Origin of the sequence: Bacillus tianshenii (assembly GCA_020524525.2) — a bacterium.
Taxonomy (GTDB): Bacteria; Bacillota; Bacilli; order Bacillales; family Bacillaceae_N; genus Bacillus_AV.
This window is the reverse complement of sequence record CP129018.1, coordinates 1,640,956-1,660,591: the sequence shown is the minus strand read 5'-3', so window position 1 is coordinate 1,660,591 and position 19,636 is coordinate 1,640,956. Positions and strand designations below refer to the sequence as shown.

The window sequence follows — 19,636 nt, the reverse complement described above, 5'->3', positions numbered from 1 at the left end:
AAATGATGAATGCAAAGCAAATTGCAGAGCGAGCTACGATGCAAAGTTTTTTAAATTGTTATTTACGGGAGTGCGGAGATTATACATTAAGAGAAGTTGAAGGCAATGATGTTTACAGTTGTGAAATGGTGATAGAAAAGAAGCTTGAACATCAAGGAATTGTGCTACATTTGCCGCTTCGCTACCTCTCTGAAACAGGACGTCACTTATTTTCATTTCCGATTTATTATGAAAATGCTGAAGAAAAGTTGATTGAGCTAGATTACTTGATGGTCGTAAATTTTATTATGCGAGAGCTGCAACTTGTATATGGCAGAGATGATGCGAATGAGGATGAACTGATGCTTCGAGTTATTTTAAGTTGTCAAAACATTGAATCTTATGTAAGTCAACGACTGAATGAAGCTGACGAGTTATATGGAATGGATTTGAATTTTATTGATGCCGAGCAGTCACTAATTTTTGGTCATTTGATGCACCCGACCCCAAAGAGTAGGCAGGGTATTGCAGAGTGGGACGCTGCTTCGTACTCGCCAGAATTAAAAGGACGTTTTCAGCTGCATTATTTCAGAATTCATCAGTCCATTATTGACGAGGGTTCAGCTTTGTCACAGTCCACAACAGCACTTCTAATGGAAGAAATTAAGCGTGACCCATCTATTTCTGACGCATTTAAGAAGACGTATTGTCAGGATGATGAGTATACGATCTTACCACTGCATCCTTGGCAAGCAGAATATGTGCAACGAAATCCGAAAATTACTGCTTTTATTGAAAATGGATTAATCGAATCTTTAGGTCAATTCGGCCGAGCATATTTTCCGACGTCTTCATTAAGAACGGTTTACCACCCTGAGGCTGAATACATGCTGAAGTTCTCATTGAATGTAAAAATTACAAACTCTGTCCGTGCAAATAAATATATGGAATGTAAGCGTGGTATTGAAGTGAAGGAATTGATGCGAGGCGAAATTGGAACAGAGCTTAACAAGCGTTATCCAAATTTCCAAGTCATTTGCGATCCGGCTTATGCAACAGTTTCGGTAAATGGTGAAAAGGAATCAGGCTTTGAAGTCATTGTAAGAGAGAACCCATTTAAAGCGAATAGCGGGCTAAATGCAACACCTGTAGCAGCGCTTTGTCAAGATTCAATCGACGGTCGTACCTCTCGTTTAGTTGAGATTATTAAACAGCTTGCAATTGAAGAGAATCGTTCCACAGAGGACGTTTCACTCGCTTGGTTTAACAGTTATTTAGATAAAACACTAAATCCGATCTTATGGCTTTATTTTACATATGGAATTGCAGTTGAAGCACATCAGCAGAATAGTGTCATTCAACTGCGCGGCGGTTACCCAGAGCATTTCTATTACCGTGATAATCAAGGCTATTATTTCTGCGAGTCAAAACATGAAAGTCTCAACGCTATTCTTCCAGGCATAAGTGCTGAAAGCAATACCGTTTGTTCAGATGCTATCGCTGATGAACGCTTACGCTATTATTTCTTTTATAATCACTTGTTTGGTCTCATGAATGCCTTTGGAGCAGGGGGATTAATTGAAGAGGAGCGCCTATTGGAGTGCTTGCGTGAAAGGTTAGAACATACGGTAGTGCCGGCTAGTTCTGCGTCTACACTTATTAGAACACTGCTTCATGAACAAGTGCTTCCATGCAAAGCAAATCTTCTAACCCGCTTTCATGATATGGATGAGCTCGTTGGTTCATTAGAAACACAATCCGTATACGTGCACGTGCAAAATCCGTTGTACAAAAAGGAGTTGGTCGGAAGTGAGCAATGAACAGCATGTTGATTATTGCGTGTTTGCACGTGACCTCAATCAAGAAGTTGCATTTCGCTCAGTAGAATTTGAAAAAGATGTGAAGCGGCTTCATCAGTGGCATCATGAAGCACATGTTATTCCATTTTGGCAGCAAAACTTTTCGTTTTCAGACTATCAAGCCCACTTGAAAAAATTGTTAGCTGACCGTCATCATACGCTATATATCGGTTATCTGGACGGTGTCCCAATGAGTTATTGGGAGGCGTACTGGGTACAGGATGACATTGTTGGCAAGTATTACGAGCCAGATGCGTTCGACCAAGGCGTGCACCTGTTAATTGGACCGAGTGAATCTATTGGAAAAGGGTACGCTCTTCCGTTGTTACGAGAAATGATAGCCTTTCAATTTCAATCTTCGCAAACAAAGAGAGTCGTCGCGGAACCAGATATCCGAAATGAGAAAATGATTCATGTCTTTGAGAAATGTGGGTTTAAACGAATAAAAGAAATTGAATTACCAGATAAACAAGCGCTTCTTATGTTTTGCGAGCGGGAACGTTTTTTCGAAAGGTGGAGTGACAGTGAAGCATTTGAACATTGTTGATGTGATAGGGGTCGGGGTTGGTCCTTTTAATCTTGGGCTCGCTGCATTAACGGAAGATATTGAAGAAGTTGATGCACTGTTTTTTGAACAGAAAACAGAATTCAATTGGCATCCTGGCTTGTTAATAGAGGGAACAACACTTCAAGTTCCGTTTTTCGCTGATTTAGTTACAATGGCAGACCCGACAAATCGTTTTAGCTACTTAAATTATTTACATGAGCATGGGCGGTTATATAAGTTTTACTTTTTAGAACGGTTCCATATTCCGCGCAGGGAATACAATGATTATTGCCGGTGGGTGACAGAGAAACTTTCGAGCTGTCAGTTTGGTATGCAAGTTACCTCTATTCAATGGAAGAAAGACGGTGAAGGGGGTTATTACGAAGTAGAAGTGAAAGATGTAGACAACGCAGATATCAATTATTACTATGCGAGACATCTTGTATTAGGCGTTGGAACGTCACCTTCTCTTCCTTCGTGCTTTGAAAAGCATGCAAGTGAAAATGTTTTTCATTCTGCCGAGTTTTTGTATCGAAGGGAACAATGCAGACAAGCTGATTCGATCACCGTCATTGGTTCAGGACAAAGCGCTGCGGAAGTCTTTCTTGAGCTATTACATGAACGTCCTACATATGGGTATGAGCTGAATTGGTTTACACGCTCTGACGGTTTCTTTCCGATGGAATACTCGAAACTCGGTTTGGAACATTTTTCACCTGATTATACGAACTATTTTTATCAACTGCCACAAGCAAAGAAGGATGAATTACTGCCAAAGCAAGGGCTGTTATATAAAGGAATCAGTGCTGAAACGATTGCTGATATTTATGATGTACTATATGAGCAGTCGGTTGGAAATGTAGAGATGCCTGTTCATTTGCAAGCAAAAACAGAGGTTACGGATATTGAAGCAAGTGAAGGCAGATGCCATTTACATTGCACGCAGTATGAACAGGGTAGCGAATTTATCCATGAAAGCGAAGTTGTTGTGGCTGCGACAGGGTACGAACAGAGGCTTCCACAGTTTTTATCAGAATTATCATCACATATTCAATACGATGAACAAAATCGATACATTGTGAAACAAAACTATACGATCGAGTTAACGAAAGTAACGGGTAATCACATTTTTGTACAAAACGCAGATATGCATACCCATGGCGTTGGAGCGCCTGACTTAGGGCTTGGTGCACACCGAAATGCAACAATTATTCGTGCATTAACAGGCCGTGACATCTACCCGATTCGAGAGCAGAATGTCTTTCAACACTTTGGAGCAAAAGGAGCGGTACGAAATGAAACATATTCATAATGTAAAAGACACGTTAACACAGCAACGCTGGGAGAAAGTAAATCAGCAGTTACTAACAAAAATGATTCGTGAGTTTATGTATGAAGATATGCTTCAGCCAACAGTTATTGAAGAAAAAAACAATTCGAACGTTTATCAGCTTGACTTAAAAAGTGGTGTTTCCTATCAATTTGAAGCGCAACCACGTCTTATGGACAGCTTCTTTGTCGATGAGCAATCGATTCAACGCTTTAACCAAGGAGAATGGAAAGAAGCGAAAAATGCAATTCAATTTATCTTAGATATTCAGACAACCATTGGTATGACATCAGAAACGACAGGTCATCTAATAAAAGAATATAACCAGACATTGCTCGCAGACCTTCATTTAGACCGTCAAAAGAAACGTGCTGATGAATTAGTCGGCATGGATTATGGAGAATTAGAAGGGGAAATGGATGGTCATCCGTGGATTACATATAACAAAGGCAGAATCGGCTTTAATTATGACGATTATCTTTCTTATGCGCCTGAACATAAGAAGGAAGTGAAGCTGCAATGGTTAGCGGTTCACCAATCAATTGCTACATTTCATTCCGTTTCGGCAGTTGAGCGAAAATCCTTTATAAAGGAAGAAATCGGGGGAAACGTGTATCACCATTTTCAAAATGAGTTAACAAACGCAGGCTTAGAAACAGACGAGTATTTCTTTATGCCAATCCACGAATGGCAGTGGGAAAATGTCATCGTTCAGTACTTTCCAGAGCAGCTTGCAAATAAGTTGATTGTTCCGCTCGGAGAAGGAGAAGATAGCTACTTGCCACAGCAGTCAATACGAACGTTTGTAAATCGAAATGACAAGAACAAGCACCATGTGAAGCTGCCGATAAGCATATTAAACACGCTTGTATATCGTGGGCTTCCTAGTGAACGCACCGTTGTGGCACCGCTAATTACAGAATTTATCCAAGGAATAAAAGAGCAGGATGACTTCTTGCGAGAGGAATGCAGATTAATTCTTCCGGGTGAAGTGGCAAGTATGAATGTTGACCATCCTTACTATGCAAATTTAACTGGTGCTCCTTATCAATATTTAGAGATGCTTGGCTGCATTTGGCGTGAAAGTATTTACTCCTTTCTTGATGAAGGAGAAGAGGCGATCACACTTGCTTCCTTATTATATATAGATGATGAAGAGAAGCCATTTGTGCATTCATTAATTGAACAATCAGGCTTAACAATCGATGAGTGGATAACAAAGCTTTTCAATGTTGTCCTGCCACCGCTCCTTCATTATTTCTATCAATATGGTACAGTGTTTTCACCGCATGGCCAAAACACAGTACTAATCTTAAAAGATAACAAGCCGCACAGACTAGCGATGAAAGATTTTGTGGATGATGTCAATATTAGTGGCGAGCCTTTACCAGAATTAAACGCAGTGCCAAATGAATTAAAAAATGTGCTGCGAAGTGAAGAACCTGAAGGGCTGTGTCAGTTTATTTTCACAGGGCTATTTGTTTGTCACTTCCGCTATTTAGCAGATATCTTACATCGTCATAGTGAATATGATGAAGCACAATTTTGGTTAAAGCTCCGCGAAACGATTGTAGCTTACCAAGAGCAATTCCCTAATCTTAAAGACCGATTTGAGTTGTTTGACTTATTACGTCCAACCTTCACAAAGCTGTGTCTTAACCGCAACCGTATGATTGATTACGGCTATGAAGATGGCGATGACCGTCCTCATGCTTCAGAATTCGGCTGTGTCTCTAATCCAATTGCTATAGTTGCAAAAACTGAAAAAACATCTGTCTAATGTAGAAGCTGACGTCTTATGGCGTCAGCTTTTTATCATTCAAGGCAAAATTATTCTTAATTGCATTAATAGTTAACTTGGTTTAATATTAATGAAGTATAATAGATCGGGTAGGGAGATGTTTTCTAGTGGATAAAAGAGAAGAAATGATCTATGAATTAGAGCAAGAATTTCGGATGATGTTCCGGAAGTTAAAAAAAGATGTGAATGACCTGTTTGGAGAGAATTTCACAAGCAGTGAATTTATTTTTCTACGGCAGCTGCAATGTGGGAGGCAGCGAGTCTCAGACTTAGCAAAAGCATTTCAAGTATCAAACAGCCATGCAACATCAGTAACCGATAAATTAGTAGAAAAAAGCTATGTAAAACGAGAACGTTCTGAAAAAGACCGCCGTGTTGTGGAGCTTGAAATTACAGAAGAAGGAAAGGCTCTGTTTGCAGTAATGGAAGAGAAGCGCCTTCGCTATATGTACAATCTTTTCGATGTGCTAACAGATGATGAAATTCAACATACCCTTACAGTCTTCAGGAAAATCAAACAACAAGAAAAGGAGGAATAACGGTTGGAACATTTAGAACAACGGCAGAAAGTGATCATTATGACTGCGATTATGTCAGCGATGTTATTTGCGGCTCTAAATCAAACGATTGTAGGTACAGCGTTACCTGTGATTGTTGCTGATATTGGCGGAATGAGTTACTTTAGCTGGGTATTTACCATTTATATGCTGACAACAAGCTTAACGGCGTTATTAGTTGGGAAGCTTTCGGATACGTACGGACGTAAGCCATTTATATTGATAGGGATCGGTATCTTCACAATCGGTTCATTACTATGTGGTACGAGTGTGAATATTATTCAACTTATTTTATATCGTGGACTGCAAGGATTTGGAGCGGGAATGATTATGTCGACTTCATTTGCAGCGATCGGCGATTTATTCCCTCCGCGTGAACGCGGCCGCTGGCAAGGATTACTTAGTTCGGTTTTCGGTCTTGCAAGCGTATTTGGTCCAACGCTTGGTGGGTATATTGTTGATCATTTCGACTGGCATTGGGTTTTTTGGGTGTTTTTACCGTTTGGATTTGTAGCATTCGGGATGATTATGAAATTATTCCCACATATTAAAGGTGAAGGCGAGAAAGGGGTAGACTTTCTCGGAGCTATTACTATTGCACTTACGATCGGACCACTTTTACTTGCCTTTTCGTGGGCAGGTAATCTGTTTGAATGGGGTTCACCGGTCATTATCGGGTTATTTGTTTGGTCAGCTTTCGCACTAGGCTTATTTATTTTCATTGAAAAGCGGGCGAAAAATGCGATTATTCCGCTTCATCTATTTAAAAATAGTATTTTTACGATTTCGAATGTCGCTGGTTTTATGATCGGTATGGGAATGTTTGGTGCTGTTATGTATATGCCATTTTTCTTGCAGGGCGTTATGAGCGTCAGTGCCACAAAGACCGGTTTTGTTATGATGTTTATGACACTTAGTATGGTGCTGACAAGTACAGGTGGTGGTCAGCTTGTTACGAAAACAGGGAAATATAAAATTTTCGCTTTAGCGGGCTTACTAATTATGGCATGTGGTATGTTATCAATGGCATTCATGACAATGGATTCTTCTGTAATCCGGGCAGTGTTAAGCTTAATGCTTGTCGGTTTAGGGCTAGGGCTTAGCTTTCCAATTTTTACTCTTACGGTGCAAAATGCTGTTGATCACCGTTACTTAGGTGTTTCAACCTCATCCGCACAGTTCTTTCGACAAGCCGGCGGAACGATTGGTGTTTCAATTATGGGTGCAGTTATGAATGTATTAATGCAGCGGCAGATGACGAATATGTCAGGTGATCTTCCTGAAGGCGGACTGCAAGCCGCAGGGGGTATAGAGAAAATTGGTGATCCTCAAGTGTTAATGGATCAACAGAAGCTTGCTGAATTGCAGCAATCACTACCTGCTGAGTCATTGCCGATGTTTAATCAACTGCTCCAAACGATGCGCGAGGCATTAAGTACGGCTCTTAGCGGAAGCTTCATATTTGGGACAATCATTTTAGGCATTGCGTTTATTTTAACGCTTTTCTTAAAAGAAATTCCACTTCGACTTACCAATCAATCAGAATCTGAAATAACGCAAGACGAGCAAAAAAAGCAAATCGCAAGCTCTAAATAACTGCTGCTGCGGCATATTGGATGCCCAGCAGTTTTTTTTATATTACATGTTGACAATATACCTTGTAGGGTATAGAATAAGAATCGTGATGTTGAGCGACACACATTTTTAAAAAAAAATAAAAACGCTTGACATCTTTTAAAAAAGTTTATAATATACCCATAGAGGTAACCGTAATAAATAAAAAATTTAAAAGGGGGTCACTGAATTGACTGAGAAAAAGAAAACAACGATCGTCCTTTTCAGTGGTGAATACGATAAAGCAATGGCCGCATACATTATTGCAAATGGTGCAGCAGCCTATGATCATGAAGTTACAATTTTTCATACCTTCTGGGGTTTAAATGCACTCCGTAAAGGGGAACACATTCCTGTGAAGAAAGGTTTCCTAGAAAAACTGTTCGGCAAAATGATGCCGCGCGGTGCTGATAAAATGGGCCTTTCAAAAATGAACTATGCAGGCATGGGTCCAAAAATGATTAAGCATATTATGAAAAAACATAATTCCATGCCGCTTCCAGATTTAATTGACATGGCAAAAGAACAAGATATTAAGCTTGTTGCTTGTCAAATGACTGTTGACCTGTTAGGTCTTCAACAAGAAGAAATGATGGATGGCATTGAATATGCAGGTGTTGCTGCGTATTTAGGCGATGCTTCTGACGGCAATGTAAACCTATTTATCTAATATATGAAGGAGGATTTTCATAATGAAAACAAATCAAACACTAGATGCAAAAGGTCTTGCTTGTCCAATGCCAATTGTAAAAACAAAAAAAGCAATGGGTGAGTTAGAAGAAGGGCAAGTTCTTGAGGTTCTTGCAACTGATAAAGGTTCAAAAGCAGATATTAAAGCTTGGGCCGACCGTACTGGTCATCAATATTTAGGAACAGTTGAAGAAGGAGATGTATTAAAGCATTACCTTCGCAAAGCAAGTGAAAGTGAAGATGCAGAAACACAGCACCCGCATGTTGTTGACTTAGAAGGCTTAAAGGCAAAGCTGAATGGTGACGTTCAAGTTGTTGATGTTCGTGAGCCTGCAGAATATGCATTCGGTCACATTCCAAACGCAGTTTCTGTTCCACTTGATGAAATTGACACGGCTGATCAAAAGTTAGATAAAAGCAAAGAAACGTATATTATTTGCCGAACAGGTACTCGCAGTGACTTAGCTGCGCAAAAGCTGACAGAAATGGGCTTTGAAAATGTCTTCAACGTTGTTCCTGGGATGAAGGAGTGGGCCGGAGACGTGAACAAAGACGCATAAACTGAAAAAATTTTGCTTTACAAAATACGCAAGGGGGTTAAAGTTTGAGACCGATGAAACCAAGTGAGATTGCTCAGAAAATCGTAAATAAAGAACCATTATTCATTTTAGATGTACGAAATGAAGGGGACTTTAGTGATTGGAAGATTGACGGTGAAACGGTCGAAGCCGTAAATGTCCCTTACTTTGATTTAATTGACAGTGTCGACCCTGTGCTCCCAAAGATTCCGAAAAAAGATGTGCTCGTTGTTTGTGCCAAGGAAGGTTCTTCTAAGTTTGTTGCAGAACAATTAGTAGAAGCAGGCATTGAAGATGTAGCTTATCTTGAAGGCGGTATGCGTGCATGGAGTGAGTACTTGCATCCTGTAAAAGTAGGCGACTTGTCTGACGGAGGTGCGCTCTATCAGTTTGTTCGCCTAGGAAAAGGCTGTCTCTCTTACATGGTCGAATCTGACGGCAAGGCTGTGATTATTGATACAAACCGAATGATTGATCAATATGAAGCCTTTATGAAAGAGAAAAATTTAGAGATTGTTCATACAGCTGATACGCACTTGCATGCTGATCATATTTCTGGTGGCCGCAAGCTTGCTGAAAAAACAGGTGCATCATATTGGTTGCCACCAAAAGATGCCGCAGAAGTAACATTCGATTATGAAGCACTTGAAGAAGGTAAAGATATTGAAGTCGGCAAGCAAAAGATTAAAGTACAGCCAATTTATTCACCAGGTCATACAATCGGTTCTACTTCCTTCATTGTCGATAATAAATATCTATTAACAGGCGATATCCTATTTATTTCTTCGATCGGACGCCCTGACCTTGCAGGCAAGGCTGAAGATTGGGTAAGAGACTTGCGTGATACGCTTTATAAACGGTATAAGGATTTATCAGATGAATTATACGTCCTTCCAGCTCATTTTGGTAAGATAAGCGAGTTAAATGATGACGGGACTGTAGCTGAAAAGCTTGGTACTCTTTATGCAGAAAACGAAGGGCTGAAGGTAGACGATGAAGGCGAATTCCGTCGCATGGTAACAGAAAACCTACCACCACAGCCAAATGCTTATCAAGAAATTCGTGAAACAAACATGGGTAAAATAAACCCTGAAGAACAAGAGCAAAGTGAAATGGAAATTGGTCCAAACCGCTGTGCTGTTCATGACAGCTAATAAGTATAGTATGTAAATTTACTTTTAAAATAAAATTAATTAATAAAAAGGAGATGTTCAATAATGAACGCAGCAAAAGTATTAGATGCAAAAGGATTAGCATGCCCAATGCCAGTTGTACGTACAAAGAAAGCAATGGATGAAATTAATTCTGGAGAAATTCTTGAAGTGCAAGCAACTGATAAAGGTGCGAAAAGTGATTTAACTGCATGGACAAAATCAGGAGGTCATGAATTACTAGACATGGCTGAAGAAGATGGCGTCTTCAAATTCTGGATTAAAAAAGCATAAGTAAATGAAGCACCTGTGGACTGTATTCACGGGTGCTTTTACATATATTAGGTAGTTTCACTTGATGGGGAGCCGGGTATGGGTTTGAGTAGAAAAGGTTTTAAATTGACAGACTATATATAAGGAGTGAAGAGATATGTTTCATTACACAGTAGAAACGAACAAATCAATTGAACAAGCTGTTACTGATTTGGAAGCCTCTTTAAAGGAAGATAAGTTTGGTGTGCTTTGGGACTTCAATATTCAAGAAACGTTGCAGAAGAAGGGATTTGAATTTGATACACCATATCGTGTATTAGAAGTCTGTAACCCAAAGGAAGCAAAGCGCGTCTTAGAGGAAAATGCTTTAGTCGGTTATTTTCTTCCATGTAAAATTGTCGTCTATGCAGAAGGCGAAAAAACAAAAATCGGTATGCCAAAACCAACTGAATTAATTAGTATGGTTGGAGAGGAACAATTAAAAGCATTTGCAAAGGATATTGAAGATAGACTGATCGAATGTATTGATAAATCAGTAAAATAAAAAGGTGCGCTCTGGCGCATCTTTTTGTTTGGCCTTCTTGACTAGAAAGAAGGTATGACATAAGATAAATGCATACATATGAACATATGCACATATGAATGGGGGTAAAGAGAGATGACTGAAACAAACGAACCGTATGAAGAAGGTAAGCAACTTGATGAAGAAACGTTATTTATCGTTTCGCAAACCTTTAAAGCACTTGCAGATCCTACAAGAATTCGTATCCTACATCTACTTTCCAAACAGGAATATGCGGTTAGTGAAATTGCCGAACAACTGTCATTGCTGCAATCAACCGTTTCTCATCAGCTGCGTTTTTTAAAGAACTTACGTTTAGTGAAGTTTCGCCGTGAAGGGAAATCATTTTATTACGCAATTGATGATGATCATGTATTAAATTTGTTACTTCAAGCCATCAGGCATGCTCAGCATCATTAAACGTACTAGAAACATATGAATATATGTACACGTATGAACAAAAAGGAGGTTACTGGATGGGTCACCATCACCATCATCATCATCATTCTTCTGAAGGTAATATTAAGGTTGCGTTTTTCTTAAATCTTGCCTTTACAATAATTGAGTTTATCGGCGGATTTCTTACTAATAGTATGGCGATTATGTCAGATGCCCTTCATGATTTAGGGGATTCGCTTTCTCTCGGTTTATCATGGTATTTCCAAAAGCTTTCCCATAAAAAAGGAGATACAACTTTTTCATTTGGGTATCGGCGCTTTTCACTGTTGGCTGCCCTTATAAATAGTGTGATCTTATTTGTTGGTTCTCTCTATATTCTTTCTGAAGCGATTCCACGTCTTTTGAATCCGGAAGAAACAAATGCAGGCGGAATGATGATATTGGCTGTACTTGGTATTCTCGTAAATGGGGCCGCCGTATTTCGTTTGAAAAGTGGAAAGTCTATGAATGAAAAAGTGGTGTCACTTCATTTATTAGAAGATGTACTTGGCTGGGTAGCGGTCTTAATCGTTAGTATTATCTTAATGTTTACCAACTGGCTTTTTCTTGATCCTCTCTTATCGGTACTCATAACACTTTATATCATTTATAATGTGTTAAAGAATGTTAAGGAAACCGTAATGATTTTTCTTGAAGCAGTGCCGAATGATATTGATTTAAAAGAAATTGAACAACGCATATTAGGTGTTGATTATGTGGAGTCATTGCACCATACTCATATTTGGTCCTTAGATGGTGAGCACCATGCTCTTTCTACACATGTAGTGGTGAATGAACATGCCTCAAAACATCAAATTGTTTGTATTAAAGAAAGCATACGGGCCTTAAAAGAGGAGCTTCACTTAACTCATTTAACAATAGAAGTTGAGTTTGCAGATGAAGACTGTGTGATGAAGCGTGAAACGTAAATCTGCACAAATTCTTTAAAATTCTCTGATAGGATGAAATCTGATAACTTGCAGGAGGGACCACTATGAATAAAACAATTTTAGGGGCAAGTGTGCTTGCAGCTTCTTTATTTTTGTCTGCGTGCGCAGATGAAGAAGCAGAGCAGCCACAAGATGAGCCAAAAGAAGAAGTTACACAACAAGAAGAAGAGCAACCACAGCAACAAGAAGAACAACAATCAGAAGAAACAAATAAAGAAGGAAAAATTGCTCAACATGAGTTTTACCAGCCGTTTGATGGGTCTATCGAACATATTCATGGACTCGGGTATGCTGGTAACCAAGATGCCCTTTTCCTTGCTACTCATCACGGTGTAAAAGTATATGAAAATGGCAGTTGGTATGAAACAAAAGAAAATCATCATGATTATATGGGCTTCACACCTGTAGATAAAGGATTTTTTACAAGCGGTCATCCAGAAGAAGGTTCAGAGTTGCCAAACCCAATTGGTTTAAAGCGCAGCTTTGATAATGGGCAAACACTTGAAGATGTCGGATTTGAAGGACAAAGTGATTTTCATGCACTAGCAGCAGGTTACAACAACCACGCGCTTTATGTGTACAACGCTCATGAAAATAAAAAAATTGGCCAAGGGTTATTTGTTTCAAAAGATGACGGCAAGACATGGAATGAAATAAATATTGAACAGCTAGGAGAGCAAATCTTTGCGATTGCTGCTCACCCTACAGATGAAAAGGTGTTAGCGGTATCAGGAAAAGATGGTGTATTCCTTTCCACTGATGGGGGAGAGACATTTAATTCAATGAAGCCAGGCAGACAAGGTACTGCTGTCTATTTTACGGAGAACTCATTTTATTATGGAACGTTTAAAGCAGGCAACCCGTCTTTAACGAAGTATAGTCTTTCTGATAAGAGTGAAGAGACTGTAGCCTTGCCTGAAATACAAGATGACGCGGTCATGTATTTTACTCAAAACCCGAAAGATGAAAATGAAATGGCATTTGTCACGTTTAATGGGAATGTTTATTTCACAGATAATGGTACGGAAAATTGGCAAACAATTGTTGAACAGGGTGCCTTGAAATAGCATCATACGGAAAGCTTGCAGGGAACGGACTGCAAGTTTTCTTTATATGAGAAATAGAAAGGGGGGCGGCCACGTGAAATCTTTATCTATTAAGTTAAGTACTCTTTTTTTAGTTTTTATTTTACTGTTAGAAGTAGGGCTTTTTTTCTTTTTGTATTTTGGAATTGTAAGTGAGCGAATCCAAACAGAATCAGAAAACTTAAAAGCCCGAGGACGCAGCCACAGCAATGTACTTGAGAAAAATTTTGAAGATGTTACGTTTAAGCATGTGGCGCTAATGGAGTCAGAAACAGAAACGATTGCTGTCATCACCGATAAAAATCACGAGGTCGTCGCTAGTTCTAACCCTGTTACGGCGCAAATGTCTAAGCTGATTACAAAAGGAAGAACAGAATTACATAATCCACAAGGGGAACTGCTTGAGGCGAATTGGCGAACAGAGCCGTATTTAGCAACGGCTTGTCCGATTCAGCAAAATGGCTCAGTTGTCGGCTACATGTATATGTTCTTACCGAGTGATCTTATTCGAGATATGATTAAAAGCTTAACGTCTCAGTTTTTGTTTGGTGGCATCTTTGCCATTGTCATTTCAATGATTGGCGTTATTTTTCTTTCGCATTCCATTACTCAGCCATTAATACGGATGAAACAAGCAACGAAAAAGATGAGTACCGGGCAACATCATATCGAACTCGATACCGACCGTGAAGATGAATTAGGTGATTTAGCTCGTTCGATTCAGAAGCTTTCAAATGATTTGGAGCGGATGAAAAAGGACCGAAATGAATTCCTCTCGAACATTTCTCATGAATTACGTACCCCTCTTACGTATTTAAATGGGTATGCGAATATATTAAAGCGCCCCAATTTAACGAGTGAGCAGCGCGAAGAATATTTGACGGTTCTGCAGGAAGAATCTGTTCGGGTAACAAGCCTTGTAAAGGATTTATTTGATTTGGCAAAGCTTGACCAAAACCAATTTATGATTCGTACGGTAGAAGTAGAGCTATGCTCATTCCTGCACGATATTGCAGCAAAGATGAAAGGTGTTTGTGAACATCGAGAGATAAAACTTCAATTAAATTGCGAGAAGGAATTACTCGTAGAAGTCGACCCGCAGCGGTTTGAGCAGGTTTTAATGAATTTACTGGACAATGCATTTAAACATTCAAAAGCTGGAAGTCAAATTGAATTACGTGCAGCAAATAAGGAAGACGTGGTAGAAATTGCAGTAGCAGACGAAGGGGAAGGGATCCCGGCAGATGAGCTTTCGTATATTTGGGACAGGTTATATCGAGTGGAAAAGTCTAGGTCACGTTCTACAGGTGGAAGTGGTCTTGGTCTTACGATTGCAAAAGAAATTGTTGAGCATCATGGCGGGACAATTGACGTGACCAGTACGTTAGGCGTTGGGACGACATTCACGATTCAGTTGAAGGGGGAGCAATAAGGTGGAGATTTTAGTTGTAGATGATGAAAAACGAATGCGAGATTTGCTATCTCTTTATTTGGAGCCACATGGCTATACAACAATAGCATTCGCAAGCGGAGATGAAGTAATTGGCTTTTTAGAAGATAACCAAGCTGATTTATTGCTGCTCGATATTATGATGCCTGGCAAAGACGGTGTGGAAACTGCGAAGGAAATTAGGAGCTTTTCAAACATTCCGATTATTATGCTTACCGCAAAGGATACAAGCAATGATATGGTGAAAGGCTTAAAATCAGGGGCAGATGATTATATTACAAAGCCATTTGATGAAGCTGTCTTACTAGCACGAATTGAAGCATTGTTAAGGCGTACAAATAATACTGAGAAAATCGAAGTAAACGGGCTAATCTGGGATGATAAACACCATGAACTTACCTATAAGGGTACTCCTATTAATCTAACTCCAAAGGAATTTGAGATGATTGGCTTGCTGATGAAAAACCCGAAAAAAGTTTTCGACAGGGAAAAACTAATCGAAATGATCTGGGGCTTTGATTCCGAGACAGAAGGGCGTACAATTGATTCTCACGTACGAAATATTCGTGAAAAATGCCGAAATGCTGGTTTTCCAATCCAGGAGCACTTAAAAACAGTTTGGGGATTAGGCTATAAATGGCTCTAAAAGGTCTAAAGAATTATGTGATCTTACTTTAAGTTAGGTCAAATTCCGTAATTATCCAAGAAGCTGTTTGTAAGGTAGAGAGTCGGGGAAGCTTACTCGTAAGTTAGCTTAATAAACTCAAGCTGCTTAGGAGGAGAGAAGATGAGGAAATTTGCTATGACTCTTTTAGCATTTAGTACAGCATTGACGTTGGCAGCATGTGGCGGCGGAGAAGAGGAACCAGGTACAGATGGTAATATGGAAGAAGAAGCTCCGCAAGAGAATGAAATGCCAGAAGAAAACGGTGATATGGAAGGTGAAAATGGCGACATGGATATGGAAGAAGGTCCTGACGGTGGTTCAGGTGGCGATAGTGGGGCCGGCATGGAAGAAGGCATGGAAGGCGAGAATGAAGACGGTATGATGGAAGAGGAAGAAATGCCAGAATCACAATAAATGACAGTGCTCAATTTTCGTTACAACTACAGCGAAAATTGAGCGTTTTTATTGTAGGTGTGATAGAATAAAGCCGTTCTATTGAATCATTACATAACGTGTGAAATGATAGAAATACATCATTAATCTAGGAGTGATACAATGTATAAGGCACTAACAATCGCAGGCTCTGACTCTAGTGGTGGAGCAGGAATTCAAGCAGACTTAAAAACATTTCAAGAGCACGGCGTCTACGGAATGTCTTCCTTAACGACAATTGTAACGATGGACCCGAAAGATTGGTCACATCATGCTCATCCAATGGATCTTGAAACAGTAAAGAAGCAAGTTGAAACCGCTACATCTGTTGAAATTAATGCATTGAAAACAGGTATGCTTGGTTCTCCTGAAATTATTGAATATGTAGCTGAAATTATTGATGAAAAACAAATTAAAAATATTGTCATTGATCCTGTAATGGTATGTAAAGGGACAGATGAAGTACTGCATCCTGAAAACCTTGTAAGCTTACGAAACACATTAGTTCCGAAAGCAACTGTGACAACACCAAACCTTTTTGAAGCAGCAAAGCTTGCTGACCAGCCGCTTATTAAGAGTGAAGAGGAGCTGAAAGAGGCGGCTCGGAAAATTCATTCATTTGGGGCTAAATACGTGTTAATCAAAGCTGGTAATCTTATTAATAGTGAAAAAGCGATTGACCTCTTATACGATGGTGAAGAATTTACGCATATTGAAGCAGCAAAAGTAGACACAGCAAATGTTCACGGTGCAGGCTGCACATATGCTGCTGCTATTACAGCGCAGCTTGCTAAAGGCAAACAGCCGAAAGAAGCAATTGAGGCTGCGAAACGATTTATTACAAAGGCTGTACAACAATCATTCAAATTCAATTCCTACGTAGGTCCAGTTTTTCAAAAAGGTGCCTTAGACGAATAGTTGATTCTAAACCTACCTATTATGTAGCTGTCGATAAATTGATCGGCAGCTTTTTTCTTTTGAAAAAGATGAGAAAGCTAAACCAAACAATATGAGCACTCTTACGTTTATTTGAATAATTATAGGGGGTATAGTTAAGAAGAGGACAAAAAATATAATTCAAGGCGTTATTAAGCAAGCAATATAAAGGTATTTTGAGGGAAGGGAATATTTGATATTCCCATTGACATAACATACATATCGGGGGTATACTTTGTTTACGATAGAAAAGATCAAGCATTGATTTCTCATTATTTAAGAAAATAAACAGTTTACGTATAAAGAGAGGTGAGCTCAATGAGTGAACAGAAGCAAATGCGTGTTGGGATTACAGGGATGACGTGCTCTGCCTGTTCAACAAGGATCGAAAAAGTATTAAATAAGATGGATGGAGTAGAAGCGAACGTTAATCTCACGATGGAAAATGCTTCAATCACCTATGATCAAGATAAAGTGACATCTGATGACATTGTTGGTAAAATTCAAAAGCTCGGCTACGATGTACAAAAAGAAAAGATCGAGTTAGATATCTTTGGCATGACATGTGCAGCTTGCTCAAGTCGAATTGAAAAAGTATTAAATAAAATGAACGGTATCGATACTGCAACGGTTAACTTAACAACGGAAACGGGTGTCGTTGAGTACCAGCCAGGTATGCTTTCCGTCAATGACATAATTGCACGTATTCAAAAGCTTGGGTATGATGCGCAAGTAAAACAAGGTCGAGAAGAAAAGAAAAGTCATAAGGAAGCAGAGATCCAAGATAAAAAGCGTAAGCTCATCATCTCAATTATTCTTTCATTGCCGCTTCTATATACGATGTTCGGACATTTGCCGATTGATACAAACATACCTGTTCCGCACATTCTGATGAATCCGTGGGTACAATTTATACTTGCTACTCCAGTACAGTTTTATATTGGTGGCCAGTTCTATGTTGGGGCCTACAAAAATTTAAAAAATAAAAGCGCAAATATGGATGTACTTGTCGCCCTAGGTACATCAGCTGCTTATTTTTATAGCTTAGTGGAAGCGATTCGAACTCTCGGTAACCCGGGCTATACACCACACCTTTATTTTGAAACAAGTGCTGTCTTAATTACACTTATTCTTGTTGGAAAGCTGTTTGAAGCACTTGCAAAAGGGCGTACAACAGAGGCGATTTCAAAATTGTTAAGCCTGCAAGCAAAGGAAGCAACGGTTATCCGTGATGGAGAAGAAGTGAAAATTCCGATTGACCAAGTAAAAGTCGGGGAAACCATTGTTGTAAAGCCAGGGGAAAAGATTCCTGTCGATGGTTCTGTGCTCAGCGGACGGTCAAGTGTTGATGAATCAATGATTACTGGAGAATCGATCCCTGTTGATAAACATGAAGGTGAGAAGCTGATTGGTTCGACAATTAATAAAAACGGCACTTTAAAAATGAAAGCAGAAAAAGTTGGCAGTGATACTGCACTTGCTGGTATTATTAAAGTTGTCGAAGAAGCACAAGGCTCCAAAGCGCCGATTCAGCGGATGGCTGATATTATCTCCGGCTATTTCGTTCCGATTGTTGTTGGGATTGCGATTCTAACGTTTATCATTTGGATTTCGTTTGTTCAGCCTGGTGATTTACCGCAAGCACTTGAAGTGGCCATTGCGGTTCTCGTTATTGCCTGTCCATGTGCTCTCGGCCTTGCAACGCCGACCTCCATTATGGTCGGAACAGGAAAAGGAGCAGAAAGTGGCATTCTTTTTAAAGGCGGCGAGCATTTAGAATCTGCTCATAAAATCGAAGCGATCGTGCTTGATAAAACAGGTACGATTACAAAAGGAAAACCGGTTGTTACCGATTTTGAAGCTGAAAACGTGCGAACATTGCAATATTTGTATGCTGCGGAAAAGATGAGCGAACACCCGCTGGCAGAATCTATTGTTGAATATGCAGCAGAACAACAAATCGAGTTACTAGAAGCTGACCATTTTGAAGCCATTCCAGGTCATGGAATTGAAGCCGTTGTAAATGGGAAAAAGGTATACGTCGGGACTCGTAAGCTGATGAACCGTGAACAAATTTCTTTTGAAGCTTATGAAGAATTGATGACACAATATGAGCAAGATGGAAAGACAGCGATGCTCATTGCGATTGATAACGAGTTAAAAGGAATTGTCGCTGTAGCAGATACTGTAAAAGAAACTGCAAAAGAAGCGATTGATAAGCTCAAAGCCCTTGGGATTGAGGTCTATATGCTTACAGGTGATAATGAACGCACTGCACGTGCGATTGCAAGGCAAGTAGGCATTGACAATGTTATTGCTGAAGTGTTGCCTGAAGACAAAGCCGAACATGTGAAGAAGCTTCAGCAAGAAGGAAAACGCACCGCAATGGTTGGTGATGGAATTAATGACGCGCCAGCGCTTGCGACAGCAGATATCGGTATTGCAATCGGTACAGGTACAGATGTGGCGATTGAAGCGGCTGATATAACAATTATGGGTGGCGAGTTAACATTAATTCCAAAAGCAATTGATTTAAGCCGTAAGACAATGAAAAATATTCGCCAGAACTTATTCTGGGCACTTGCCTACAATTCAGCAGGTATCCCTGTTGCAGCACTTGGACTTTTAGCACCGTGGATTGCAGGGGCTGCAATGGCATTTAGTTCAGTGTCGGTTGTATCGAACTCACTCCGTTTAAAACGGGTGAAAATATAATAATTATTTTTGAAAGGATGAG

Annotated in this window: 19 protein-coding genes; all 19 read left to right on the top strand. The window is 39.7% G+C overall.

Going from position 1 to position 19,636, the window contains the following annotated elements; translation table 11 throughout:
- Positions 1-2 precede the first annotated feature (2 nt).
- The 19 genes from LC040_08355 to LC040_08265 all read left to right on the top strand — a co-directional run bounded on the left by LC040_08355 (position 3) and on the right by LC040_08265 (position 19,614).
- Positions 3-1,799 carry an IucA/IucC family siderophore biosynthesis protein gene (locus LC040_08355; protein WLR52887.1) on the top strand — a complete coding sequence of 599 codons (1,797 nt, stop codon included), beginning with the start codon at positions 3-5 and terminating at the stop codon, positions 1,797-1,799.
- Positions 1,789-2,385, top strand: a complete 597-nt coding sequence (locus LC040_08350; protein ID WLR52886.1) for a GNAT family N-acetyltransferase — start codon at positions 1,789-1,791, stop codon at positions 2,383-2,385. The genes LC040_08355 and LC040_08350 overlap by 11 nt, the downstream gene beginning before the upstream one ends.
- Positions 2,363-3,697, top strand: a complete 1,335-nt coding sequence (locus tag LC040_08345; GenBank protein ID WLR52885.1) for a lysine N(6)-hydroxylase/L-ornithine N(5)-oxygenase family protein — start codon at positions 2,363-2,365, stop codon at positions 3,695-3,697. The genes LC040_08350 and LC040_08345 overlap by 23 nt, the downstream gene beginning before the upstream one ends.
- Positions 3,681-5,495 carry an IucA/IucC family siderophore biosynthesis protein gene (locus LC040_08340; GenBank protein WLR52884.1) on the top strand — a complete coding sequence of 605 codons (1,815 nt, stop codon included), beginning with the start codon at positions 3,681-3,683 and terminating at the stop codon, positions 5,493-5,495. The genes LC040_08345 and LC040_08340 overlap by 17 nt, the downstream gene beginning before the upstream one ends.
- A gap of 128 nt (positions 5,496-5,623) precedes the next feature.
- A complete protein-coding gene (locus tag LC040_08335; GenBank protein WLR52883.1) occupies positions 5,624-6,055 on the top strand; it encodes a MarR family transcriptional regulator in 432 nt (143 codons plus the stop codon).
- A gap of 3 nt (positions 6,056-6,058) precedes the next feature.
- The gene (locus LC040_08330; GenBank protein ID WLR52882.1) at positions 6,059-7,669 is read left to right on the top strand and encodes an MDR family MFS transporter; all 1,611 of its coding nucleotides are present in this window, start codon (positions 6,059-6,061) and stop codon (positions 7,667-7,669) included.
- 208 nt (positions 7,670-7,877) lie between these two features.
- A complete protein-coding gene (locus LC040_08325; GenBank protein WLR52881.1) occupies positions 7,878-8,357 on the top strand; it encodes a DsrE/DsrF/DrsH-like family protein in 480 nt (159 codons plus the stop codon).
- Positions 8,358-8,379: 22 nt separating this feature from the next.
- Positions 8,380-8,937 (top strand): sulfurtransferase TusA family protein, encoded by a 558-nt coding sequence (locus LC040_08320; protein WLR52880.1) that lies wholly within the window; start codon positions 8,380-8,382, stop codon positions 8,935-8,937.
- 53 nt (positions 8,938-8,990) lie between these two features.
- Complete coding sequence (locus LC040_08315; GenBank protein WLR53232.1) at positions 8,991-10,109, top strand: MBL fold metallo-hydrolase; 1,119 nt, start codon at positions 8,991-8,993, stop codon at positions 10,107-10,109.
- A 63-nt stretch (positions 10,110-10,172) separates the two neighbouring features.
- Entirely contained in the window at positions 10,173-10,400 is a 228-nt protein-coding gene (locus tag LC040_08310) for a sulfurtransferase TusA family protein (GenBank protein WLR52879.1), read from the top strand.
- 136 nt (positions 10,401-10,536) lie between these two features.
- Entirely contained in the window at positions 10,537-10,923 is a 387-nt protein-coding gene (locus tag LC040_08305; GenBank protein WLR52878.1) for a DUF302 domain-containing protein, read from the top strand.
- Positions 10,924-11,037: 114 nt separating this feature from the next.
- Positions 11,038-11,361 (top strand): metalloregulator ArsR/SmtB family transcription factor, encoded by a 324-nt coding sequence (locus LC040_08300; GenBank protein ID WLR52877.1) that lies wholly within the window; start codon positions 11,038-11,040, stop codon positions 11,359-11,361.
- 56 nt (positions 11,362-11,417) lie between these two features.
- On the top strand, positions 11,418-12,308 hold the full coding sequence (locus LC040_08295) for a cation diffusion facilitator family transporter (GenBank protein ID WLR52876.1): 891 nt from the start codon (positions 11,418-11,420) through the stop codon (positions 12,306-12,308).
- A 65-nt stretch (positions 12,309-12,373) separates the two neighbouring features.
- Positions 12,374-13,396 carry a hypothetical protein gene (locus tag LC040_08290; protein ID WLR52875.1) on the top strand — a complete coding sequence of 341 codons (1,023 nt, stop codon included), beginning with the start codon at positions 12,374-12,376 and terminating at the stop codon, positions 13,394-13,396.
- Positions 13,397-13,469: 73 nt separating this feature from the next.
- Complete coding sequence (locus LC040_08285; GenBank protein WLR52874.1) at positions 13,470-14,846, top strand: HAMP domain-containing sensor histidine kinase; 1,377 nt, start codon at positions 13,470-13,472, stop codon at positions 14,844-14,846.
- 34 nt (positions 14,847-14,880) lie between these two features.
- Positions 14,881-15,510, top strand: coding sequence for a response regulator transcription factor (locus LC040_08280; protein WLR53231.1), 630 nt, complete (start codon positions 14,881-14,883; stop codon positions 15,508-15,510).
- Positions 15,511-15,651: 141 nt separating this feature from the next.
- Positions 15,652-15,945: a hypothetical protein gene (locus LC040_08275; GenBank protein ID WLR52873.1), complete on the top strand. Its 294-nt coding sequence runs from the start codon at positions 15,652-15,654 to the stop codon at positions 15,943-15,945.
- A gap of 141 nt (positions 15,946-16,086) precedes the next feature.
- A complete protein-coding gene (gene pdxK / locus LC040_08270; protein WLR52872.1) occupies positions 16,087-16,881 on the top strand; it encodes a pyridoxine/pyridoxal/pyridoxamine kinase in 795 nt (264 codons plus the stop codon).
- A gap of 336 nt (positions 16,882-17,217) precedes the next feature.
- The gene (locus LC040_08265; GenBank protein WLR52871.1) at positions 17,218-19,614 is read left to right on the top strand and encodes a heavy metal translocating P-type ATPase; all 2,397 of its coding nucleotides are present in this window, start codon (positions 17,218-17,220) and stop codon (positions 19,612-19,614) included.
- Positions 19,615-19,636: the final 22 nt, after the last annotated feature.